Source organism: Candidatus Thiodiazotropha endolucinida (assembly GCF_001715975.1).
Lineage (GTDB): Bacteria > Pseudomonadota > Gammaproteobacteria > Chromatiales > Chromatiaceae > Thiodiazotropha > Thiodiazotropha endolucinida.
Window position 1 is genome coordinate 100,090 of sequence record NZ_MARB01000013.1, and the last position, 23,552, is coordinate 123,641.

Sequence of the window (23,552 nt, forward strand, 5' to 3'; positions counted from 1 at the left end):
ACTGAATCGCAGTATCACATCAGTCATGTCAGAAACAGAGAGAAAAAACGAGATCAACCGCCGGCAGTTTCTGGGCAATATGCTCAAAACCGCCTGTGGTGTAGGATTGGTCGGACTGGGACTGGGCGCCTATTCGAAACGGGCCTCTACCATGCCGGCCAACTACATTCGCCCCCCCGGCGCCTTGCCGGAGGAGGATTTTCTCGGCGCCTGCATTCGCTGCGGCCTCTGTGTGCGCGATTGTCCCTACGACATTCTGTTTCTGGGTGAGGTCGGTGACGAAGTTGCCACGGGAACGCCCTATTTCATCGCCCGTACCGGGCCGTGTGAGATGTGCGAGGACATTCCCTGTGTGGTGGCCTGTCCCACCAACGCCCTCGACCATGACCTGAAAGATATCGAAGATTCGCGTATGGGCCTGGCTGTGCTCATCGACCAGGAGAACTGCATTGCGTTCCACGGACTGCGTTGCGAAGTCTGTTTCAATGTCTGTCCGATCCGCAATCGCGCCATCACCCTGGACATGCAGCACAACACCCGTTCCGGTAAGCATGCCCTGTTCATTCCCGTGGTCCACTCCGAGGCCTGTACCGGCTGTGGACTCTGTGAACGTGCATGCATTCTGGAAGAGGCGGCCATCAAGGTCTTTCCCATGCACCTTGCGAAGGGTGAATTGGGCAAGCACTACCGTTTGGGCTGGGAGGAGAAAGAGAAAGCGGGCAAGTCACTGGTCACGCCCGACACCGAGCATCGTTACAACCTGCCCGAAGGGGTGCGTTACGACCTGCAGGGTGAAGGCTTGATCATCGAAGGCGAGGCCGAGGAGACACCCTTCTCCTCCAATCCTCTGGATACACTCAATAGCGGTTTCATGGACAAGTAGCATGTTAGACATGAAGACATTGGGTGACGACGCCATTGCCGAAAAAGGCTGGTTCAAGGCCCACAAGTTCCTGATCCTGAGGCGACTCAGTCAACTCGGGATTCTGGCGCTGTTCTTGACCGGTCCCTGGCTCGGCATCTGGATCGTGAAGGGCAACCTGGCCTCAAACCTGACCCTGGACGTGCTGCCGCTGACCGACCCCTATGTGTTGCTGCAAGCCAGTCTGTCGGGAGTGGTTCCGGAGACTGCCGCCATTATCGGCGTGGTCATCGTGCTGGTCTTCTACTTCCTGGTGGGAGGCCGGGTCTACTGCTCCTGGGTCTGCCCGGTCAACATGGTCACCGACCTGGCCGCCTGGTTGCGGCGCAAGCTGGGGATCAGAACCACCTCGCAGCTCTCGCGTTCCACCCGCTACTGGATGTTGGCGCTGACGTTGATCCTGCCGCTGGTGGTGACCGGGGGCATCATCTGGGAACTGGTCAATCCGGTCTCCATGATGTTCCGCGGCATTGTCTTCGGCATGGGTGCGGCCTGGATCATGGTCCTGGGGATCTTTCTGTTCGATCTGATTGTGGCTAAAGACGGCTGGTGCGGACACATCTGTCCAGTGGGCGCTTTCTACAACCTGGTCGGCAGTAAGAGCCTGTTGCGGGTCAACGCCCTTGAGCGTCACGCCTGCAACGACTGTATGGAGTGCTACGTGGTCTGTCCGGAACCGCAGGTGATCAAGCCGGCGCTGAAGGGAGAGAAGAAGGGGCTGAGCCCGGTGATTCTCTCTTCCGACTGCACCAATTGTGGGCACTGTATCGATATCTGTGCACCAGAGGTTTTCAGTTATGGCGGACGTCACGCCAAAAAAATCGACGAGTACAAGCGAGAGGTTGAAGTCAATCGGGGTGTCCGGACCTGACCGGCACATCAAACCAATTCTGTTTATGAGAGTGATGATGGAGAAAGGTATGAAAAAAATCGCACTACTGACACTTGCGGCAATCGCAACCATGTTCCTGTCGACTGCCCTGTTGGCCGACGTTCAATCGCTGCGTGGCGATGCACTCGACACCATGGCGAAAAAACCGGCCGACCTGAAGCTCGTCAATGTGAAAGGCGGCATCGAAAGAAGCTTCAAGCTGCAACCGCCCATGGTGCCGCACGAAGTGGACAAATACGAAGTCAACCTGAAGAACAACGGTTGCATGAAATGTCACAGCGAAGCCACCTACGAGAAAGAGAAGGCGCCCAAGGTGGGTGATAGCCACTATGAGGATCGTGAGGGCAAGGTTCTGAAGACTATCTCCAGCCGCCGATACTTCTGTAACCAGTGCCATGCACCCCAGGTGGGCGCGGATCCCCTGGTGCAAAACAACTTTCAAGGTGCCAAATAGTATTCAGCCGAATCGGGTCGCCTCGAATGGAGGCGGCCACGATTCACTGAATAGCAGTAGACAAATCAACTAGTGAAAAGTAAGTATGAACGAAAGTAAGAAAAAAGGCGGGCTGTTCCTGATAGCCGTCGGTATCGTTGCCGGTATCATACTCTGGGGCGGATTCAACACCGCAATGGAGATGACAAATACCGAAACCTTCTGTATTTCATGCCATGAAATGGAACAGACAGTCTACCAAGAGCTGCAGGAGACGATCCACTTCACCAACAGGACCGGTGTTCGCGCCACCTGCCCTGACTGCCATGTCCCCAAGGAGTGGATCCACAAAGTCGTGCGCAAGATTCAGGCGACCAATGAGCTCTACCACAAGATGCTGGGAACCATCGACACGCCGGAGAAGTACGAAGCCAAGCGTCTCGAGCTGGCACAGAATGTCTGGCGCTCGATGAAGAAGACCGACTCCCGGGAGTGCCGTAACTGCCACAAGTTCGTCTCAATGGATCTGGACAGACAGGCACCACGCAGTTCCGAGCAGCACGATCCTCACTACTGGGACGCTGTGGATGGAAAGGAACCGCAAAAAACCTGTATCGATTGCCACAAAGGGATTGCCCATTCACTCCCCGAAGGGTTCGATCCCAACGCCGAGTTTTAATATGGACAGACGGAAGTTTTTCCTGCACTCAATTAAAAGTAGTTTGTAATCAAACGGTTAAGAATGGCTGCCGGTAAACCCCTTAATAGCCAGGATGCACCGTCAGCCAACCAGGTTATGAATGCAGTCTTTGAGAAGCTGTAGTGGCATATTCAGCGACTGAGGGAAAACAGTTGACCTTTTCCCAATCCCGTTGAATGATTAGGTTTACTGATAGGTCTATAATGACAAAAAATGATAGTGTGAGAGGCGGCCATGCTAAGTGACACATTCGGCAGACGGATCGAGTACCTGCGCCTATCCGTTACCGATCGCTGTGATTTTCGCTGTTTTTATTGCCTTCCCAGGAGCCATAGAGCGTTCGAGACACCCGATGATTGGCTCACTACCGATGAAGTGGAACGGCTTATCGCTCAATTTGCCGCGCTTGGCGTCAAACACGTCAGACTCACCGGAGGTGAGCCTCTTGTCCGCAAGGAACTGGAGGACATTGCCCGCCGTATCGCCGCCCTTCAAGGTATCGAGGAGTTGTCCCTCAGCACCAATGCATCCCGCCTCAGCCAATTCGCCGGGCCATTGAGCGATGCGGGCGTGACACGACTCAATATCAGTCTCGATTCACTCAACGAGAAAAAATTTAAAACGATCACCGGCAGCCGGTTGCAACCGGTTTTGGAAGGTATAGCCAGCGCACAGGCGGCTGGATTGACACCGATAAAACTGAACATGGTCATCATGCGGGGCATCAACGACGATGAAGTCGAGAGCATGATTGAGTACTGCATGGAACGGGGCCTCACCCTGCGCTTTATCGAAACCATGCCGGTCGGTCAGGGCGGACTGTCCGCCTCTGAGCATTACATGCCGCTCTCCGAGATCGAGGCACGGCTTAAAAAACGCTATAAATTACAACCCGCGGCGATGCGCGGAAGCGGTCCGGCTCGCTATTTCCAGATCGAGGACTCCGATCTCGTAATCGGTTTCATCACCCCCCAATCACAACACTTCTGCGCAACCTGCAATCGTGTACGAGTCTCCGTGACCGGTGATCTCCACCTCTGCCTTGGACAGGAAGATAAGCTGGCACTGCGCCCCCTGATACGCGAGGGTGCAACGGATGCAGACATACAGGCGGCGATTCACTCCGCCATTGCACGGAAGCCGGAACGACACCATTTCGGTGAAACGCCGACCGCGATAATTCGCCCGATGTCGGCCCTTGGCGGCTGAATAACCATCAACCCACGGGTTTATACAGGGCGCCTTTCTTTTTAACGGCAGGTAGCCTCAATACATCCACACCGATTTGGTGGGGTGTATAGAGTGTGGTACGTATCAACCACCCGCCTCCCGGTATACGGGCCTGTTCCGTCATGCTTCTGATGTGCGTGGTATCGTCGTATTGATCTTCGATGACTTCGTATTCCAGTTTCATACTACCCCCTATTCTTGTATTAGAGTGAAGCAGGTGGTAACAACTGGGGGGCGTTCTTACGCGTCCCCGCACCGGTAAGCATAGGCCATTTTCAAGGGAGTTTGCCTAGGGCGGCTAATACTCATCCAGTTGGCCCTAGACTGCCACTCAGGGTCATTTGAGGAAATGGTATCTCCCATCCGTTTTCAGTACAGGCATCCACGCACCAACGTTGAATGGCACGGCGCAGGCGATTATAGAGATCCCCGAGTTCACCACTGAAATCCGCAATCACGGTGATATCGAGCGAAGAGCTGTTGGCCTGAGAAAATTCAACACTCAAATTGAGCAGATGTTCAGTATAACCCTCCTGCTCCAGTCGTAGCTGAATCGTGTTCCGCAGGATTTCCGGAATGGTTTCCGTACTCTTCTCCTGGAGTGCGTAACTGACGCCAATCACCTCCTTGATGCGGAAGTTCGTTGCAAGGTTGCGTGGCGAAGCGGCAAGGAAATCACTGGTTTGGTAGGTCAGTTGTGCACCACCCCGTTCCACCAGCCGCACCAGTTCCGGGGAAATTCCGGTCACTCGACCCCTGACTCCATCACTGAGAATCACCCAGTCGCCCTTTTGGCAAGGAAACCATGGCTCATCCGGATGACTGGGTCTCGATTTATGATCAACCAGTTCATCGATTGGTACACGCAGGCCAAGCTCTGCATCCGGATTCTCCAGGATGGTAAAGACATTGATCTGCTCAACCCGCCAGGGCAATCCATCCAAAAATATACGCTCCCCCTCACGCACTGAGCCGATATTCAGAAACAACTGTATCTGGTGCCAATATCTGGGCAAGGCCTGGCGAAGCCCCCATGCCATTCCCAACAGCAGGAGAATACCCAAACTGAACAACACCCAATCTTCGACAACATAGAAAACCACCATGGGTCCAATGATGATCAGCAAGGTGGTCACTATCCGATGCACAAGCTCCAATAGCCTGACACGAAAACTGCGGTGTCTCTTTTTGAAGCCAGGCATCAGGCGTCTCATCGCCTTGTCACTCATCCTGGAGAGGAAAATAACGATCACAATCACCAATATCGCCTCAATCAGATAGAGCCCGCGGCGCTGAAAGAACTGCTTCAAATAGTCCTGTGAAGCATCGGTGATCGAGACCTCGGAAGCGAGTATTTCATCAAGCTGTAATTCTGCCGCTTGATATTCACTGCTCATGAAGGCGTGACTCTTGAGCCATTTTTCAGCAAGCGTATCGAGGGACTCCTTCAACTTGTCCGAATCACTTTCCATACGCAAAGCTTCAATATTTTTAAGGGCGTCATCGAGTATCTTCAGCCTTTCACCGTAATAGGCGATCTTCTCCTTCAACTCCGATTTCTGACGCACCTTCGATGTCATATCCTTCATCTCGTCGATGGCGGGCTTGAGCAAGGAGAACAACTCCCGCTTGAGATCGAACTGAGTCTCTTCCTCGCTACGCAGGCTTGTCAGATCGATCCCCGCGGAGATATTCTCGAAATTCTCGACAGTGCGTGATAGCTCGGCATCCAGTTTCAACAACTGTTGTTTCAATGATGCCTTTTGCGTCTCCGACTCCGCAGCGGCGACGGATCTGCTTAATGATGCAATATCCCCTTCTATATTCTCTCTGATGGTTACCAGATTGAGCAGTGTAGAGAGGGTATTTCTCTCTTTGTCGGCGGACCTTCCAGCATCCTCCTCCGCAAGAGCCGGACAAGGCATGATCAGAAGGAGCGCAACAATATTAATTCCAATCAGGCGCCGGCAGAACAAGTAAATCGACATAGCCATAATCATGTCACCATAAATAGCTGTACTCTATATTTTCAGACATCATTCTCCGATACGACCAGTGATTTGAGAAACATCCCTCGCCGATTATTGAAGCAGGCCATACTTACCCACGACAGCAACTACAGTGACCAGCATTCCAAAGGTGAGATTAATCAGTATCAGTTGTCGTATCAGGCTGACGGCCTCCACTAACTTCGGCTTGTCATCCTCTTTTCGCGCCACCCGAATCTGTTTGTAGGGAATGGCATAGATAAAGACGAAAATAGCGGACATCAAGATACCCACTACCGTCATGAATCCCAACCACAATCCGATGTTATCTTCATAGAACATGAACAACATCCAGAATCCGCTGGCCAATATGGCAATGACAGCCACCCAAACCCAGGGAAAGAAACCATCAAAGACTCGCAAAAGAAGCGATAAACGTTGCGGGGCCTCCAGAGAATCATTGAGCGCGGGACGCAGAACCATATGCGCAAAGAACATCCCTCCAACCCAAATAATGACGCCAATGATATGCAGGGTCATAGCAATCGACATAACTCTCCACCTCTACAAGGGGTTGATTCAAGAAGGACCGTCCATTGTGCCTAACCGCCGTCCAATCTCCAACTGCCGTATTGTCGAAGGCCGCCATTCATCTCATTGCATGGTTGTGAAATCAAGATCGGAATCCACAGACCCTGCCGGCACAGAAGTTTGAAAAACTGCATCTGGCTAGGTAGACTATTCGATTCCCTGTCGATTTTGGCGGGACTAACGCATTGACTGGCGTCCTAAACGGATGCCTTTTTTGTTTTATGGGTACGCACATGGTCGACTCTCTGATGACGACTTACAATCGGTTACCTATAACCTTCCTACGGGGTGAGGGCGCCCGGCTGTGGGATGATCAGGGCCGTTCCTATCTTGACGCCATCGCCGGCATTGCCGTCTGCGGATTGGGACATGCACACCCTGAAATTCGAGACGCCTTGTGTGACCAGGCCGGAACCCTGCTCCACACATCCAATATCTATGGCATTGCCTACCAGGAAAAGCTGGGCGATAAACTGTGCGAAATGGCCTCGATGGACCGGGTATTTTTCGCCAACTCCGGTGCCGAGGCCAACGAAGCGGCGATAAAGATCGCCCGTCTCCATGGCAATAAAAAAGGGGTCAGGAATCCCGCAATCATCGTCATGGACCAGAGTTTCCATGGTCGCACCCTTGCCACGCTGACCGCCACCGGCAGCCGCAAGGTTCAGGCCGGATTCGAACCCCTGGTTCAGGGTTTTATACGTGTTCCATACGATGATATCGAAGCGATCACTGAAATCGCCAATAACAGCAACAACGTGGTAGCGGTGCTTGTCGAACCCATCCAGGGCGAAGGCGGCATCAACATCCCCGACGGGGATTACCTCAATCGGATACGCGAGATCTGTGATGAAAACGATTGGTTGATGATGCTGGATGAAATTCAGACCGGAATCGGGCGCACCGGCCGTATGTTCAGTCACCAGCATAACGACATCCTGCCGGATGTCATGACCCTGGCGAAAGGATTGGGCAACGGCGTTCCTATAGGCGCCTGCCTGGCAAGGGGTGCCGCGGCCGAGATGTTCTCACCCGGGAAACACGGTTCCACCTTCGGCGGCAATCCACTCGCCTGCCGGGTTGCACTGACGGTATTGGAGCAAATTGAGTCCCACCAGTTGGCAGCAAGGGCCGCACAGCTGGGTGAACGCATGCGAAACGGCTTTCAATCCAAGCTTGGCGAACAACAGGGAGTGGTCTCGATTCGCGTATCCGGCCTTATGATCGGTATCGAACTTGACCGGCCATGCTTTGAGCTGGTAACCCGCGCCCTTGATCAGGGCATACTGATCAATGTCACTGCCGATAAGATTGTACGACTGTTACCTCCACTGATCATCAGTGACGCCGAATGCGAAGAGATCATCGACAAGGTCAGTGCATTGGTCCTGGGATATCTTTGATTGTCTGTTTGAGACAGTAACTATGACAAGGCATTTTCTATCACTTCTCGATCTCAGCAGCGATGAACTGCATGCGCTGATCCGCAGGGCCAGTGAACTCAAGCGCATACAGCACCGAGGCGATATCCATACGCCACTGAAGGGCAAAAATCTCGGCATGATTTTCGAGAAATCATCCACCCGTACCCGCGTCTCCTTTGAGGTAGGGATGTCGCAGCTGGGTGGACACGCCCTCTTTCTCTCACCCAGGGATACTCAACTGGGGCGTGGCGAACCGATTGAAGACAGTGCGCGCGTGTTGTCGCGTATGCTCGATATCATCATGATCCGCACCTACGATCAATCTGTCCTGGAGCGATTCGCCGCCCACTCCAAGGTGCCTGTCATCAATGCGCTCACCGATCTGTTCCATCCTTGCCAACTGCTGGCGGATATGCAGACATATTTCGAGCATCGGGGTGATATCCGCGACAAACGTGTGGCCTGGATCGGCGACGGGAATAACATGTGCCACTCCTATATCAACGCAGCGAAACGGTTCGACTTCCACTTGAACATCGCATGTCCGGAGGGTTACGATCCCGATCCAACGGTCCTGCAGGCCGCTAAGGAACAGGTTTCCATTGTGAGAGATCCCCTGCTTGCGGCAGAAGATGCCGACCTGATCGTCACAGATGTCTGGGCCAGTATGGGACAGGAGGAGGAACAGGTGCAGCGGGAGAAGGCGTTCGCCCGTTACCAGGTGAATGACGGGCTGATGGCACGGGCGGCCGATGACGCGCTTTTCTTTCACTGTCTGCCTGCCCATCGCGGTGAAGAGGTGAGTGCATCCGTCATTGACAGAGAAGAGAGCGTGGTATGGGACGAAGCGGAAAATCGCCTCCACTCTCAAAAGGCGTTGATGGAGTTTCTACTGCTCGGCAGGTAAACAGCCTGTAAAAATGTGGTCTGTTTTGTAACAAGGAACGCTTAGAGTTGTAAAATGCCCGATAATCGTCGGACTGAGAGATTGCCATGAAGAGATTCACTATTTCGATCTTCTGCCTGCTGCTACTGCCCGCGGTGGTTCAGGCTAAAACCTACTATGTTACCGACGACTTCAAAATCGCCATGCGCACCGGCGAGAGTATCAAACACCGCATAACCCGTTACATCAACACCGGCACAGCAGTGGAGGTCATCTCCACCAACAAGGAGACCGGTTACAGCAAGGTTCGCATGGGCACCAAAGAGGGCTTCGTACTCACCAGGCAGCTGCTGAGTGAACCTGTCGCACGTAGCCAATTGGAGACCATGCGCAAAGAGATTGATGCGTTGAAGGCAGCTCCGGGAGAACTGCGGAGTAACCTTGCCGACCTGCAGAAGAATCACCGTGAACTGCAGGCCTCACACAAAAAGCTGCAACAGATCAAGGACAAGCAGGAACAGGAGCTGCAAAGCATCCAGAGAACCGCTTCCAATGCGATTCGCATCTCCAATGAACGCAATGAACTGCGCAAACAGGTTGCCGATCTGACCCGTGAAGCGGAGGAGCTGAAGCAGGAAAACCGCGACCTCAGCAACGAAGCCACACGTGACTGGTTCCTTATCGGTGCGGGTGTCATCATTGCCGGCATTTTGATTGGCCTGATCCTGCCACATCTGCGATTCCAAAGACGCCGCAGCAGCTGGGGTTCTCTTTAAACAATTGAGTTGCTGCCTTATCTACGATTATTTATCCAAGACCTGAAAAGGCAGCACATAAACGCTCCATTTCTTCTGCGCCATGAGCATGACAAGCGTGCGGCAAGTGCATGCTTTAGGGAACTAGCCGTCACAGCCCTCAATGGCCGCCTATAAATTAGACATCACGCATATTCAGCCGCGTGAAGCCACATCCAGAATTAACTTCTTCTTTCAACCATCACTTCGGAAAATGTGTGATCTAAGTCACAAAAGTACTAAAGATTTTGTCATCCATACCGTTAAAACCAGAAATTCTTAGGCTAATACATGTCCAGAACCTCTCTGGAACGACAGGCTATCAAACTCAATGCAGAAGGGATGCACTCAAGAGTGTAGGCTGATCCTTCTATCTGACATTAAAGCTTAATTTAATCAACTCTTTACCCTGGATTAATGAAGGGGTCTCTGCTTGGCCGGTTAGTGACAATCAGAGGAACATGGATATTAGGTGACTTGAATGTCAGACGCTCTAAAAAATTCTCATATTGATGAACACACTGCTGAGACGGCCGGATATCCGATGCAGATGGCATTCATTGATCAGCCTCAATGGGATTTAACCATTCCGAAAGGTGTTGACCTGAGCTTGTGGGCCAAACATTTAGCACATTCTGTCGCACGCGAACCATTCAACCTGATCAACCATGTTCGCAGAGTACGCTTACACTTGGCATGCAATGATGCTGATGCATCATTCGGCGCCATGCTGGACCTTCACTTGGTACTTGGCGACAAGGGCATCAGTCTACGGGGCAGCCTTTTACGACAGTTGAAAAAAATACTGCCTCAAGACCGTTATGACCTGTTTCTCAAGCACTATAAGCCTGGGCTGCGGCCTGATCAGTCGCTGCCCGCCAGTCGCCATTCCGTGCTCGGCAACTTTTTTGCAGGAAATACAATTCTCGTAAAAAAGGAAACCCCTCGAACCACGCCCAGCTTGAAACAACAAAACCCATTGGACTTAGCGAGAGAAGAACTCAATTTTGGCGATGTATCCAAGGCACAGCAGATCCTGGAAGAGGCATTGATAGAAGCACCGAAAACACCTGAACTGCATCACGAGTTACTGGAACTGTATAGCCATACACGTTCACTTGAAGACCTGATACGCATGCAGGAGAGGCTTGGCAACAACATTGTTATTGCGCTTGAAGAATGGAATCAGACACGCAGTAAGCTGGAAAATTGAGGAATCTTTATGTCTGCTCGAAACGATCAAAAGCTATTCAAAATAGCGCTATTGGGAGTCAGCGATAGGGATATGGCCATGCTCGAACTGTTCCTCCAAGGGCAGAACAAAGATAAATATACCATAGTGCCGGAACAACAGGCGCAGTTGTGTATCCTGGATTTAGACAGTTTAAACGGTAAAAAACTACTTCAGCATCAGCGCAATCGCTATCCTCACCGCCCTATACTCGCACTCTCGGTGCGTGATCAGGAAATTGATGGCGTGCAGTTCCTGCGTAAACCCATAAAGGTCGATTTACTCAAGACAATTATTGACTTTTATCGCAATGAACCAATCCATAAAAACGTAGATAACGAAACCAAAACCCCGGTTAAAGTCCAAAAAGTTGAATCTCCTCCTAAGCCGTCAGTACAACCGATCACTACCGGACAGCCTGATACTGAAGAGAAGCGAATCCCGGTAGGGTTCGCAGCCAACGACACTCAAAATGCCGTACGCAACCTTGAAACGCTTACCCGTATCACCCATGAGTGTTGTGGCACTGAAAACAGTACAGACTTAGCCAATGGAGCAGACCGCGACAAGCTTTTTTACGATTCCCAAAACCTGTTTCAACACATCCTGGAGACCGCCATAGCACGCTGCCGGAAAGATGCATATCCGATCGCCCTCCATCTGCCTGGCGGAAAAAGCATCACCCTTTTGCCAAAAGCCAGTGTTGCTTTGACTGACCTCAGTGATTCCAGGTTACGCCCACGCTGCCTCATGGCAGTCAAACCGGACGAGATTCGTTTTGAGAATCCTCGCGTTAGCGAAACCAACCTGTTGCGCCTCAGTAAGCAGACACCTCAAAATATGGACGCGTTGCTCTGGAAAGTGACCTTATGGAGTGCCCGCGGCCGCCTCCCGCTTAATACGGATATTCATGCTCCGGTGCATCTACGACAGTGGCCTAATTTAACCCGTCTATTGAGTATTTCACCATTTCTTCGTATCGCCGCATTGTGGTCCCGAACTCCGGTTTCCCTGGTCCAGACTGCGGATACCCTGGGCATGGAAGCGCGCTATGTTTGTGCCTTTTACTCCGCTTGCCATAACTTGGGCTTGGTACGATTTCAATCAATACCCGGGGGTGAGGAAATGGTTCAGATGCAAAAAGCAGAGCCTTCACGTAAAGGACTGCTGGGGCGCATCCTGAATCATCTGCGTGCTGCATGATGAATGCTGAGACCGGATCATGAAAACCTATGGCAAATTATAAAATCATTTTCACCGGCCCTGTAGGCGCCGGCAAAACAACGGCTATCAGCGTTCTGTCAGATGTCCCCATGGTTACCACTGATGAGTTGGCCAGTGACATGACGAAAGATCGCAAATCCCAAACCACAGTCGCGATGGATTACGGCATTATGCAGTTGGCTGGAGATGAACGCATCCACTTATACGGCACCCCCGGTCAGGAGCGTTTTGACTTTATGTGGGACATTCTCACACAAGGCGGCCTCGGCTTGGTATTGCTGATCGACAATTCACGGATCGAACCGTTTCGCGACCTCCACTTTTTTCTTGATGCCTTTAAAGATTTTATCGGCTGTACAGCGGTTTCCATCGGCATTACCCGTATGGATGAAAAGTCCACCCCGACAATCAGCGATTATCAACGTGAACTGTCCGCCCTCGGCTGGTCCACGCTGCCGCTATTGGAGGTGGATGCCCGCAAAAAGGGCGATGTCTCTCTATTGGTGCAGTCTCTGCTCTACTCCCTGGATCCCACGTTGGCGAACTAATGTTATGACCATGAATCTGGATACCTCCGCCTATTTTGAACCCACCCCGGCAGGCGCCTTCTATGCGGCGAGTTCAAGCCATATGGAACCGGCAAGACGATTGTTATTTGGCATTCTGGCGCAAGACAGCTGTCCGGTTGCAGTTAGTGAGCGTCTTACCAACTGGAGCGGACTGGATCAGCAAGCGACCGTGGAGCTGATCTCCAGGCTACAGGACCTCGGCTGGTTGACTGGACTCGATTCCCCCCTGTCGGCACCGGTGGGCCCGCTGGAGGATGTACTGCCTGAACTGTTGAAGCAGCTTTCCTTCACCGGCAAGGCGCTGCTGGCGGACAACCAGGGATTTTACCTTGCGACCAGCGGTATACCTCATGAGGCCGCTGAAGCGCTATCCGCCGTCAGTGCCGATCTGGGTTCCCTGTATGAACGCCACCAGCACTTGCTCGCCAATAACCTGGGCCTGAACCAACAAGCTTGGACGCTGGCTGACGCCTCAGGCAACAGCCAGCTTGGATTCTGGCCCCTGCATATCGGCCAACAACGCTTTGTGCTGGTTGTCGAAGACCGTCCCTGCCTCAATCAACCGGCATTTCGCGATCTGGTGTGGACACTAACCCTGCGTTACTCGACAGAAAAACTATGGGAGAACCAAACCGACAATGAGTGACATCAACAGGGTGGAGCGAAAACTCTGTGAATCATTCTGCCAAATCGAAGAGCTTGACCAACTCTTCCGGATAACAGGCATGAGCCGGACACTGCTCAACAATATGGTCGGTACTTACATAAAAACAGAACCCTAGCTGTATTAATTTTTTATACCACTCCAGGAGTAAACGACAATGCGTGAAGACATGTTGGCATCGATATTGAGTGAGCTCAACGGCACCTCTGCAGACATAGAGGCCTCTGCGGTCATATCTACTGACGGCCTGATCATGGCCTCCCTGTTACCCGCCAACCTGGATGAGGACCGGGTGGGTGCGATGAGTGCAGCCATGCTCTCCCTGGGTGACCGAACCGCCCAAGAACTGGCCCGTGGGGAACTTGAACAGGTATTGATTAAGGGTAATCAGGGCTATGTCATCATGACCCATGCCGGTGAAGAAGCGGTCATATCCGTTTTAGCCAAATCCAGCACTAAACTTGGTTTGATCTTCCTTGATGTGAAACGAGCGGCGGAAGGTATCTCAAAACTCATCTAACCGTACTCAGTGAGACCACTTGGAGCTCATTACCATGCATGATATGAACCCAGACGACATTGTTGGCGAATACCGTGAGCACACGCTCACCTTCCAGGATGGCACTAGTCGCCATGTTTTGGTGACGGATATCGAGTCACCCTATCCGGATGGTCGCCTCATCGTTTCCCGTACCGATCCCGCCGGTATCATCACCCAGGTCAACCACTCCTTTGTGGAGATGGCCGTTTACAGTGAAGAAGAGCTGCTGGGTCAGCCTCACCACATCCTGCGTCATCCGGACATGCCTCCGGCTGCCTTCAAGGATTTATGGGATACGGTGCAAAAAGGAGAAAAGTGGCATGGCTATGTTAAAAATCTGCGAAAGGATGGCGGCTTCTATTGGGTATTGGCGACGGTTATCCCCAATGTGCGTAACGGCAAGATTACCGGTTACACCTCTGTCCGCCGTAAACCTGCCCGGAGAAAGGTCGAGGAGTGCATCAAGACCTACCCAACCCTATTCTAAGCTGGAGATCCCAAGATGCCATTTCAACTCACTGTAAGCCCTGACTTTACACCCGATCATATCTCCGGCTGGTATATATTCAACACCTGGCTGCAGAAGGCCCTTGATGAAGGGGTCCATCTGGAGCTATACAATAATTTCAACGATCAGCGGTCCGCGATCCAATCCGACCAGGTGGATCTGATCTATGCCAATCCCTACGATGCGGCCATGCTGGTGCGCGAAAAAGGATTCCTGCCTGTGGCCAGGCCCGGCGGTGTGGCGGATGAAGCGATTATTGCTGTACGGGATGACAGCTCAACACAGGTAGTGGAAGACCTAAGCAGCGGAATACGAATCGCCGCTACCGATGATCCCGACGTCAACCTCATGTGCGCCATCATGCTCGAACCGGCCGAACTCAATGCCGAGAACACACAACGCGAGGAGAAGGAAAGCTACCCGCTTGTTGCCAAGGCTGTGATCCAAGGTCAGGTTGATCTGGGTTTCTTTCTGGCTGAGGCATTTAACTCTCTGTCCGGCGTCACCCGCAAGCAGTTGCGTCCACTCGTCACCAGTCAGATCCATATCATCCACCATGCCTTACTGGTAGGTCCCAAGCTGGCGCACAGGCAACAGCAGCTGAGCGAATTGTTGGCGGGTATGTCTGAGGATCCCAAGGGGAGCGGTGTACTTCAATCTCTGGGTTTCGATAGCTGGGTAAAGGTCGAGGAGGAAGAGATGGAATTCATGATCGACTTAATGGATACGCTGACCTATCAACCCGCCTGAGCGATCATCCAAGGAAGTTGTGATCAGGCATCGGTGAATCGGATATGAGCCTGAACTGTCGCGATAAGAGGTAAATCATTGGTAATGGCTGGACCTATTACCATGATTTACAATACCCCATTACCTGCCCGCACGCATCAGGCCACCCAGTCCCATCTCCTCCAAGGCATTGCCAAGCAGCCGTTTGACTTCGGATGCCTTTTCGCATCGCAATGCCGCCTGCAGCAACTCCCTGGCCCTGGAGCGTGAGACCGATCGCAATACCCACTTCACACGCAACAGACTGCCCCCATTCATACTCAGACTGTCCACCCCCATGCCGATCAGCAGCACAGCGGCGGCGGGGTTGCCCGCCATCTCGCCACAGACGCTGACTTCGCGCTGATACGCTTTGGCTCCGGAGACGATCTGGATAACCGCCCGCAGTACCGACGGATGCATATCATCGTAGATATCCGCAACGTGGGCATTGTTCCGATCCACCGCAAGCAGATACTGGGTCAGGTCATTGGTGCCGACAGAGACGAAATCGATCCGGCGCGCCAGGGCATCGACCTGATAGACGGCGGACGGCACTTCAATCATCACACCGATCTTCGGCATGGTTACGGCATACTCCTCTTCTATCAATTCATCATGGGCACGCTGAATCAGAAGGAGTGCGTCATCCACCTCCTGTACATGGCTGATCATCGGCAGAAGAATTCGGACATTATTCAGACCGATAGCGGCACGCAGGATAGCACGCACCTGGGTAAGGAATATTTCGGGATGATCCAGAGAGATGCGTATTCCCCGCCAACCCAAAAATGGGTTCGACTCCTCCACTGGAAAGTAGGGAAGCGGTTTATCGCCACCGATATCGAGGGTGCGAATGGTTACCGAACGGGGATGAAAAGCACTCAGTACCCTCTGATAATTCGCCACCTGCACCGATTCGCCGGGAAAGCTGTCACGCACCATAAATGGCAGCTCTGTGCGATACAGACCGACGCCTTCCGACTCGCTGCTGCCTTGGGAGCCCAGCTCGGAGATCAGTCCGGTATTCATATACAGCGGTATCTTGGCGCCGTCTGTCGTCTCACAGGGCAGGTCCTTCTCCGCTTCGAGCTCTTTGAAGAGAGCCTGATCCTCGTTGGCAAGTCGCTGATACTCCTGGATTACCGACGACGCGGGAGAGACATAGAGACGACCAAGATAGCCCTCGATAATCACGAACCGGCCGTCGACCCGATTCACAGGCAGATCGCTAAGCCCCATCACAGCCGGCACGTTCATCGCCCGTGCCAATATCGCCACGTGGGAAAAACTGGCCCCCTGGGCCGAGACAACCCCCACCAGACGCCCCTGCGGCACCTCAGCCATCTGCATAGCACTGACCTCATCGCCAACCAGTACCGTATTTTCCGGATAGTCGATTGGACCCGCGACCTTCTGCTGCAGATGCATCAGAATACGCCTGCCCAGATCCCGAACATCGGACGCACGCTCTCTCAGATAGACATCTTCCATGGCATCAAACACCTTGGCATGTTCCTCTATGGTTTCACGCAACGCCCCCGACGCCCAGTTGCCCTCATGAATTCTTTTGACCGTATTACCGATCAGCGAATCACTTCCCAACATCATCAACCAGGCGTCGAACAGCGCACGGTCCTCCGCCGGCAGCGTCTCCTCGAAACGATCCTCTATTGCCATCAGGTCCTGAACCACGGCGGCAACCGCTGTACGGAACTCCTCCTCCTCATAATCCGGATCCTTGGACGATCTGTCCGGCACCGCATCCAGATCAGCCGGGGGATAGACGACAACGGCAGTACCCAGCGCCACACCCGGAGATCCCGGTCTACCCTGAAGAAATCGGTTTGGCGGTGCAAGGTCATCACTCTGAGTCACCAGATTGCCACTGGCCTGGGCGTAGGTGATGGCGCCGGCTAGTTGCGCTGCGAGGGTAAAAAGAAAGGTGACCTCCTGATCCTCGAAACTACGCTGAATATGCTGACGCACCACCAGCACGCCCAGCACTTTGCGATTCTGGATGATGGGCACGCCAAGAAAGCCCTTGTACTGGGTCTCACCCGTCTCATGGGTAAACAGATAACGGCTGTGACTGGGCGCATCCGCCAGGTTGACCGGTTCTGCCCGCTCACAGACCAGGCCGATGAGTCCACGGTGGTAAGGCAGTCTCACCTTGCCGGCAGCATCCCGATGCAAGCCCTTGGTCGCCATCAGTACATGTTCACGCCGTTCGAAATCGGTTAGATAGACCGAACAGACATCCGTGTTGATCGCCCCCTTCACCTGCGTCACGATGATATCAAGGGCCTGTTCCAGATCGGGCGCTGCATTGACCTCTTTCACGATACGATGGAGGGTATCAAGCATGCCAGCGCTCCTCGCGCAAATGGTGGGTTATAGGTGAGCATGGCCGTTTCGGCCCATCCCGATCCTTTTTAAAGGTAGTCACGGGTATACGGGAAATATTGGGACCTCGACTAGCATTCTGATGGTCGGCTGTCGAAAAAAGGCGATTCAACGTCGCTGCTGTCTCAAATAGTTTGTATGAATTCGGTTTGGTGTCCCTTCCGGATAGAGCAGGGGTGCCAGCTCCTCAAGCGCCTTGGTGTAGACATTACGCTTGAAGTAGATCACCTCGCGGACGGGCTGCCAATAGTTGACCCAACGCCACTCCTCGAATTCCGGAGTTTCGCAGTTATCGAGACAGAAGGCTTCCTCACCACATTGTGCCCGCAGCAGAAACCAGATCTGTTTCTGTCCAATGCACAATGGCTCACGGTTGCGGCGGATATAGCGTTCGGGAAGGCGATAGCGCAGCCAATCTCGGGTTGTGCCCATGACCTCAACCTGTTCCGCCCCCAGTCCCACTTCCTCTCGCAACTCACGAAACATAGCCTCTTCGGGGGTTTCCTCCGACTTTATACCGCCCTGAGGGAACTGCCAGGCATCCTGCCCGATCCGACGCCCCCAAAACAGTTGGCGATTGTCATTGCACAGGATGATACCTACATTGGGTCGATAACCGTCAGTGTCAATCAAGGTAGCAGCCAATTCATTTTGGAATCTCTACAGTAGATTCTTCCATATTCACCCTTGAGCGGCAAGGTGGTAAAACATAAGCCTTTGCGAATTATGGATATTCCGTTACTGTTCACGACTTAAACACTTGTCAGTCGCAAGTCAGGGAAAAGAAATGGGTATCAGGGCCTGTTATCGCTCATCCAGTCGGCCCTGTTACACCGGAAGGGCTGGAGCTGTTTGACCGCCCAGAGGTATTATCATTCACTCAAACAGATCGACTAAACTTCGCTCATACCACCTTAGCGGACAAAACAATTGTACCTGCAGGACGAAGTGGATGAGTGTTTACAGGCCCTAGTATAGGACACTACACTAGTATGACGTTGGCAATTTTTGACCTGGACAATACCCTCCTGGCCGGGGACTCGGATTACCTTTGGGGTGAGTTCCTGGTGGAAAGGGGGATTGTGGACGGCAAGGCTTATAAGCTGGAGAACGATCGTTTCTACCAAGACTACAAGGCTGGTCACCTGGATATATTCGAATTTCAGCGTTTCTCTCTGAGACCGCTGCGTGACAATACGATGGAAAATCTGCTCGATTGGCGCAGAGAGTTCCTCGAATCAAAAATCCTGCCCATCATCAGTCCTCAATCTCGTCAATTGGTGGAACAACACCGTAACGCAGGGGATACACTGCTGATCATTACCGCCACGAATGCATTTGTCACATCCCCAATCGCCCAACAGTTCGGTATCGACCACCTGATTGCCACAGAGCCGGAGAGATTGGACGGCCACTATACCGGAGAGGTGGAGGGAGAACCCAGCTTCAAGCAAGGCAAGGTGAATCGCCTCCGCGATTGGCTGCATGTCCATCATGAGGATCTGCGGGGAAGCTGGTTCTACAGCGATTCACACAACGATCTTCCCCTTCTGGAGGCCGTTGAACACCCGGTTGCCGTGGACCCTGACGAAATCCTCTCAGGGATCGCCAGGGAGCGTAACTGGCGGATTCTGCAATTACATGGCTGACTCACGTAAACAGGTCCTAGCTGGCCAGGAGATCCATTATGGGAAACACCGCTTTTTTTGCCGTGTTGATCGTGCTCATTCTCGGCATTTTGTATGTCATGAAAAGCAGCGACAATCCCCCTGAAACCAATATCCACCAGACACCGAAAGAGTATATCGAGATGGTGGAAAAGAGAAAGGCGGAACGACTTTCGACTGAGAACCGTGAGAAACAGGGGCAACAGGGTCAGCCAGAGCAGGCGACAGGTACTCAACGTTGACACAAGGGACGTTCGTCCGGATTTTCCACGGCGGCGGCTATGGCATCCACAAACTCACCCAACTCCCGCGGTGAAACGGCCCCCAACAGGCGCTGCATCAGCTTGGGATCGATGACGGCCTGAACGATACGTCCATCTGCCAGGGTAACATTCACGCCGGCGGCATGCAGATGCGCTTCCCCTTCCCTCTTCGCCACCGCGGCCTCGTCACCCTCCAGCAACTGATCATAATAGGCCTCGATCTTAACATCCAACGCCTCATCCAGGTCTTCCGGCAAGGCAATCAGCCACCCCTCTTCCGCAACAGAGGTTTCCGGATCCAGACCCAGCTGGCGCAGATAGTCGATGAACCTACGCCATGAGTGTTCATCGAACAAGATATATTCCAACATGACAGTCGCCACCTCACCCGCGGGCTCACGGTTTGAGCCTGTACCCGGGTTATTCTTCAACTCCTCGTACAGGACCTGTTACTAATCCTAAAGGCTTCGGGGAGTGTACCCTATGAAGAGAAAAAATATCCTATTCTCAATATTGCGGATGGCGGGAATGGCTCTACGGCCGATATCTCACGGTCTGAGTTGCCCCGCTCGACGCCGGGTGGTGCTTCAGGAATCCCCCCTGGCGGGGTTTCAATACCATCGTGCTGCGTCGATCTGGCCCTTTCTAAGCGTCGGTGAGCATCTCCACCTCAAACGTGAACCCAGTAATCCCCATGACCGCTATGCTGTCGCCGTGTGGTTTAAAAATGAGCATCTGGGATACATCCCACGTCGTGAAAACCGTACCCTTGCCCGGCTGTTGGACCAGGGCGAACGGCTGGAAACCACCATCGTACGCCTTCTTGAAGAGGAAAATCCATGGCGTAAAATCCGTTTTCGTGTCGAGTGGCTGCATTCGGGATAACGCTGAATGCGTTTCACCCATCCGATCAGGGCCCGCTACCCTAACGTGTGCGTAATCCGCCCGGCCTTCTTGAGCGATTTTTCGATCTTTTACGTATGCCTTCGATACCGAGACTCAACTCCACCGCCTTGGCGGTGGCGCCAAGATATTTGGTTATGCCGAAATCCACCAGGACGATGCGGGTCCTGCCTGAAAACCCACGCCGATAGCCACCCCAGGGATCGGTCCCTGCACCGACATGATCCACTTCGATTCGCACTGGCCGGGTAACGCCCCTCAAGGTCAGATCACCCACGAGGGTTGCCTTACCCTCGCCATGCTCATTAAACGATCTGCTGATAAACCTGGCTTCCGGATAGGCCGCAACATTCAGGAAATCCTCATCCCTGAGATGTTTATCGCGTTCGGCATGATTGGAGTCGATACTCCGGGTATCGATCACGACTTCGACCGTCGCTGCTGACGGGTTGTTTTCATCGTAACTGAAATCACCGGAGAAGCGATTGAACCGCCCGGTCAGCCAACTGAAACCGAGATGGCTGATTTTGAACTGGATATAGGCGTGTCCACCTTCCGTATCGATACCATAATCGGATGCCGAAACCGACTGCGACAGACCAAAGACCAGGAACAGAACCAGTGCCGGTCCGATAGGAATTTTAATCATATCCTGCTCCTAAATTTTATATATTCCAGTGTTATAAAAATAGCCGATTGACCTGGCTTTTATTCAAACGTCATTCAGTTAATTTATTGCCGTTGACATCATAAGAAAACCGAATATGAATGCAGGTAATAATCAACATTAAATTCCCATAAATAGTGCCAAAAACGAAGGTTTTTTTGAATTGACTCTCATAGTCGATTCCGACCAGTTCTCACTTCTCTTTCGCAATTTATCGGTACGCATAAAAGGCAAGGGAATCCGGTGTAATTCCGGTTTTTTTTACAAATGCATTCTCATATTTTCGAGCTCTTTCACACTGTGGAACCCCACAGCGTAATGTGTGAAGTTCGTCCCCTAAAACTGTGATCTCGTGAATGAATAAAAACGGGTGTTGACCGCCATAGTGAACAACTAAGATATATCGCAATCGAGGTTGTACAATGAAAGCCCTACACACCCTGCTACCACTTGTTGTTCTCCCCGCACTTTTCCTGACCGAGATGAGCCAACTGCAAGCCGGAACCGTCGCTGAAGAGAGTTATGCCGAACCGGCTGAATCATTCAGTTTCGAGAAAGCCGTATGGCGGAAAAGAAAAGATCTGCTGGTTCTCAAAGGCAATGGAACACCAGGCGTTAAGGTAGACGTTTTCATCGCCGGTACGGATCTTTATCTGGGAAGCAAAACCGTCAACAAACGGGGCTACTGGAGATTAAAGTTCTATAATCCGGCCAACGTACCATGCGGCGTGCGTACCGAATATGGAACGCTTGTTCAGGAAAGAACCGTTATTCGGGCACCGGCGGACTGCGTCAGCGGCTCGGAGCCGGAGCCACCCGCTGAGAATAGGCCTCCTGTCATCAGCGGCACACCGCAGACCCAGGTTGCCGAGGGTCAGACATACCGCTTTACACCCAGTGCGAATGATGCCGATGGCGACACTTTGACCTTCTCCATCGCCAACAGACCGAGCTGGGCGAATTTCAACACATCCACAGGGCAACTGAGCGGCACGCCCGATCAAAACGCAGCCGGCACCACCAACAATATCGTGATCAGCTGTTCCGACGGTTCCGCAAGCGCATCCCTCGATGCCTTCAGTATCACTGTCGACGACAACAACCAGGCACCCACAATCAGTGGGACCCCGGACACCAGGGTTGCAGAGGGCGCAGGCTATCGGTTTGCACCTCAGGCACATGATGCCGATGGCGACAGCCTGACCTTCTCCATCGATAACAGACCGGACTGGGCCAGCTTCAATCCCTCGACCGGCGTTCTCAGCGGTACCCCCGGCTATGGCTCCGCCGGCACGACCGACCATATTGTCATCAGCGTCTCCGACGGCAATGCCGTCGCTTCCCTGAATGCCTTCAGCATCACTGTCAGCGACACCAATCGCGCCCCCAGCATCAGCGGCACACCCGATACCTCTATTGAAGAAGGTGACGGTTACAGCTTTACACCCGCCGCCAGCGACCCCGACGGCGATGCACTGACATTCTCGATCAGCAATCGGCCATACTGGGCAGCATTCAACCCCAACAGCGGACGCCTCAGCGGCACACCTGATTCCGAGTCTGCTGGAACATACCGGAATATCGTCATCACTGTGTCTGACGGCAGTGACAGTGTAAGCCTCGATGGATTCACCATCACCATCAATGACGTGGCAGAACCGAACAACACCCCAGTCATCAGCGGCACAGCCGAACCCAGCGTCATCGCCGGAAATGAATACAGGTTTGCACCCGATGCCTCCGATGCGGACAACGATGAGCTGACCTTCAGTGCTTCCAACCTGCCGGCATGGGCCAGCCTCAACACCCAAACCGGTGTACTGAGCGGCACGCCCAACAGCGAGGATATCGGACGCTACGACGCTATCGTCATCACGGTAACGGATGGAACCGACAGCGCATCACTGAGCCCTCTGAGCATCGAGGTAGTGGAACCTGAACCCACCGTAGGCAGCGTATCACTGGCATGGGTTCCGCCTTCAACACGCACAGACGGCTCATCACTCGATATGAGCGAGATCGCCGGCTACAAGATCTATATGGGAACAACCGCAGACAACCTGCAACAGGTCATGGACCTGGCAGACTGCACCATCCACGACTATGTTATCGACAATCTCGATGTCGGCGACTACTACTTCGCAGTCACCACTTATGATACCGAAGGCAATGAGAGCGATTACTCCAACGTTGCCATGAAGAGCACCATGAGATTGACAACCGAAGCGGCCACGAGAATATAGCTGCAATCGGATAGTCGTTTGGTTGGCTATACCACGCA

Annotated in this window: 27 protein-coding genes; 20 read left to right on the top strand and 7 right to left on the bottom strand. The window is 52.9% G+C overall.

Annotation, left to right across the window (positions count from 1 at the left end):
• Nucleotides 1–25: 25 nt before the first annotated feature.
• The 5 genes from napG (at nucleotide 26) to moaA (ending at nucleotide 4,156) form a co-directional block, all read left to right on the top strand.
• A complete protein-coding gene (gene napG / locus CODIS_RS12260; RefSeq protein WP_069125395.1) occupies nucleotides 26–883 on the top strand; it encodes a ferredoxin-type protein NapG in 858 nt (285 codons plus the stop codon).
• Between the two features lies 1 nt (nucleotide 884).
• Nucleotides 885–1,793: a quinol dehydrogenase ferredoxin subunit NapH gene (gene napH / locus CODIS_RS12265; protein WP_069125398.1), complete on the top strand. Its 909-nt coding sequence runs from the start codon at nucleotides 885–887 to the stop codon at nucleotides 1,791–1,793.
• A 49-nt stretch (nucleotides 1,794–1,842) separates the two neighbouring features.
• The gene (locus CODIS_RS12270) at nucleotides 1,843–2,268 is read left to right on the top strand and encodes a nitrate reductase cytochrome c-type subunit (protein ID WP_083220735.1); all 426 of its coding nucleotides are present in this window, start codon (nucleotides 1,843–1,845) and stop codon (nucleotides 2,266–2,268) included.
• Nucleotides 2,269–2,353: 85 nt separating this feature from the next.
• Nucleotides 2,354–2,926, top strand: a complete 573-nt coding sequence (locus CODIS_RS12275) for a NapC/NirT family cytochrome c (RefSeq protein WP_069125404.1) — start codon at nucleotides 2,354–2,356, stop codon at nucleotides 2,924–2,926.
• Between the two features lie 255 nt (nucleotides 2,927–3,181).
• A complete protein-coding gene (gene moaA, locus CODIS_RS12280; RefSeq protein WP_069125407.1) occupies nucleotides 3,182–4,156 on the top strand; it encodes a GTP 3',8-cyclase MoaA in 975 nt (324 codons plus the stop codon).
• Between the two features lie 7 nt (nucleotides 4,157–4,163).
• On the opposite strand, the gene CODIS_RS12285 is transcribed toward moaA, so the two are convergent.
• The 3 genes from CODIS_RS12285 to CODIS_RS12295 form a co-directional block, all read right to left on the bottom strand.
• Complete coding sequence (locus CODIS_RS12285; protein ID WP_069125409.1) at nucleotides 4,164–4,361, bottom strand: hypothetical protein; 198 nt, start codon at nucleotides 4,359–4,361, stop codon at nucleotides 4,164–4,166.
• 121 nt (nucleotides 4,362–4,482) lie between these two features.
• The gene (locus CODIS_RS12290) at nucleotides 4,483–6,165 is read right to left on the bottom strand and encodes a hypothetical protein (RefSeq protein WP_069125525.1); all 1,683 of its coding nucleotides are present in this window, start codon (nucleotides 6,163–6,165) and stop codon (nucleotides 4,483–4,485) included.
• Nucleotides 6,166–6,258: 93 nt separating this feature from the next.
• A complete protein-coding gene (locus CODIS_RS12295; RefSeq protein WP_069125410.1) occupies nucleotides 6,259–6,717 on the bottom strand; it encodes a CopD family protein in 459 nt (152 codons plus the stop codon).
• Between the two features lie 272 nt (nucleotides 6,718–6,989).
• On the opposite strand from CODIS_RS12295, the gene CODIS_RS12300 reads away from it, so the two are divergent.
• The 11 genes from CODIS_RS12300 (at nucleotide 6,990) to CODIS_RS12345 (ending at nucleotide 15,347) form a co-directional block, all read left to right on the top strand.
• Nucleotides 6,990–8,159, top strand: a complete 1,170-nt coding sequence (locus CODIS_RS12300) for an aspartate aminotransferase family protein (protein WP_069125527.1) — start codon at nucleotides 6,990–6,992, stop codon at nucleotides 8,157–8,159.
• Nucleotides 8,160–8,181: 22 nt separating this feature from the next.
• The gene (gene argF / locus CODIS_RS12305) at nucleotides 8,182–9,087 is read left to right on the top strand and encodes an ornithine carbamoyltransferase (RefSeq protein ID WP_069125411.1); all 906 of its coding nucleotides are present in this window, start codon (nucleotides 8,182–8,184) and stop codon (nucleotides 9,085–9,087) included.
• Nucleotides 9,088–9,173: 86 nt separating this feature from the next.
• Entirely contained in the window at nucleotides 9,174–9,842 is a 669-nt protein-coding gene (locus CODIS_RS12310; RefSeq protein ID WP_069125413.1) for a TIGR04211 family SH3 domain-containing protein, read from the top strand.
• Nucleotides 9,843–10,341: 499 nt separating this feature from the next.
• Entirely contained in the window at nucleotides 10,342–11,073 is a 732-nt protein-coding gene (locus tag CODIS_RS12315; protein ID WP_069125416.1) for a tetratricopeptide repeat protein, read from the top strand.
• Nucleotides 11,074–11,082: 9 nt separating this feature from the next.
• A complete protein-coding gene (locus CODIS_RS12320) occupies nucleotides 11,083–12,294 on the top strand; it encodes a response regulator (RefSeq protein ID WP_069125418.1) in 1,212 nt (403 codons plus the stop codon).
• 29 nt (nucleotides 12,295–12,323) lie between these two features.
• Nucleotides 12,324–12,863, top strand: coding sequence for a GTP-binding protein (locus CODIS_RS12325; RefSeq protein ID WP_069125421.1), 540 nt, complete (start codon nucleotides 12,324–12,326; stop codon nucleotides 12,861–12,863).
• A 4-nt stretch (nucleotides 12,864–12,867) separates the two neighbouring features.
• Nucleotides 12,868–13,530: a hypothetical protein gene (locus CODIS_RS12330; RefSeq protein WP_069125424.1), complete on the top strand. Its 663-nt coding sequence runs from the start codon at nucleotides 12,868–12,870 to the stop codon at nucleotides 13,528–13,530.
• Complete coding sequence (locus tag CODIS_RS20970; RefSeq protein WP_154723111.1) at nucleotides 13,523–13,666, top strand: hypothetical protein; 144 nt, start codon at nucleotides 13,523–13,525, stop codon at nucleotides 13,664–13,666. The genes CODIS_RS12330 and CODIS_RS20970 overlap by 8 nt, the downstream gene beginning before the upstream one ends.
• 39 nt (nucleotides 13,667–13,705) lie before the next feature.
• Nucleotides 13,706–14,068: a roadblock/LC7 domain-containing protein gene (locus tag CODIS_RS12335; protein ID WP_069125428.1), complete on the top strand. Its 363-nt coding sequence runs from the start codon at nucleotides 13,706–13,708 to the stop codon at nucleotides 14,066–14,068.
• A 34-nt stretch (nucleotides 14,069–14,102) separates the two neighbouring features.
• Nucleotides 14,103–14,576: a PAS domain-containing protein gene (locus CODIS_RS12340; RefSeq protein WP_069125438.1), complete on the top strand. Its 474-nt coding sequence runs from the start codon at nucleotides 14,103–14,105 to the stop codon at nucleotides 14,574–14,576.
• Nucleotides 14,577–14,591: 15 nt separating this feature from the next.
• Nucleotides 14,592–15,347 (top strand): phosphate/phosphite/phosphonate ABC transporter substrate-binding protein, encoded by a 756-nt coding sequence (locus CODIS_RS12345; RefSeq protein WP_069125440.1) that lies wholly within the window; start codon nucleotides 14,592–14,594, stop codon nucleotides 15,345–15,347.
• A 120-nt stretch (nucleotides 15,348–15,467) separates the two neighbouring features.
• Here the strand turns inward: CODIS_RS12345 and ptsP are convergent, their stop codons facing one another.
• Nucleotides 15,468–17,732, bottom strand: a complete 2,265-nt coding sequence (ptsP, locus tag CODIS_RS12350) for a phosphoenolpyruvate--protein phosphotransferase (protein ID WP_069125441.1) — start codon at nucleotides 17,730–17,732, stop codon at nucleotides 15,468–15,470.
• A 147-nt stretch (nucleotides 17,733–17,879) separates the two neighbouring features.
• Nucleotides 17,880–18,404, bottom strand: a complete 525-nt coding sequence (locus CODIS_RS12355) for an RNA pyrophosphohydrolase (RefSeq protein WP_069125530.1) — start codon at nucleotides 18,402–18,404, stop codon at nucleotides 17,880–17,882.
• 359 nt (nucleotides 18,405–18,763) lie between these two features.
• On the opposite strand from CODIS_RS12355, the gene CODIS_RS12360 reads away from it, so the two are divergent.
• Both CODIS_RS12360 and CODIS_RS12365 read left to right on the top strand, forming a co-directional pair.
• Nucleotides 18,764–19,420 carry a histidinol-phosphatase gene (locus tag CODIS_RS12360; protein WP_069125444.1) on the top strand — a complete coding sequence of 219 codons (657 nt, stop codon included), beginning with the start codon at nucleotides 18,764–18,766 and terminating at the stop codon, nucleotides 19,418–19,420.
• Between the two features lie 38 nt (nucleotides 19,421–19,458).
• Nucleotides 19,459–19,680: a hypothetical protein gene (locus CODIS_RS12365; protein ID WP_069125449.1), complete on the top strand. Its 222-nt coding sequence runs from the start codon at nucleotides 19,459–19,461 to the stop codon at nucleotides 19,678–19,680.
• Here CODIS_RS12365 and CODIS_RS12370 read toward each other — a convergent pair.
• On the bottom strand, nucleotides 19,671–20,072 hold the full coding sequence (locus CODIS_RS12370) for a hypothetical protein (protein WP_069125532.1): 402 nt from the start codon (nucleotides 20,070–20,072) through the stop codon (nucleotides 19,671–19,673). The genes CODIS_RS12365 and CODIS_RS12370 overlap by 10 nt on opposite strands.
• A gap of 112 nt (nucleotides 20,073–20,184) precedes the next feature.
• Between CODIS_RS12370 and CODIS_RS20535 the strand changes: the two genes are divergently transcribed.
• Nucleotides 20,185–20,586 (top strand): HIRAN domain-containing protein, encoded by a 402-nt coding sequence (locus CODIS_RS20535; protein ID WP_235615207.1) that lies wholly within the window; start codon nucleotides 20,185–20,187, stop codon nucleotides 20,584–20,586.
• 40 nt (nucleotides 20,587–20,626) lie between these two features.
• Here the strand turns inward: CODIS_RS20535 and CODIS_RS12380 are convergent, their stop codons facing one another.
• Entirely contained in the window at nucleotides 20,627–21,253 is a 627-nt protein-coding gene (locus CODIS_RS12380) for a YceI family protein (protein ID WP_069125453.1), read from the bottom strand.
• 440 nt (nucleotides 21,254–21,693) lie between these two features.
• On the opposite strand from CODIS_RS12380, the gene CODIS_RS21170 reads away from it, so the two are divergent.
• A complete protein-coding gene (locus CODIS_RS21170) occupies nucleotides 21,694–23,514 on the top strand; it encodes a putative Ig domain-containing protein (protein ID WP_069125455.1) in 1,821 nt (606 codons plus the stop codon).
• The last annotated feature ends 38 nt before the right edge of the window (nucleotides 23,515–23,552 follow it).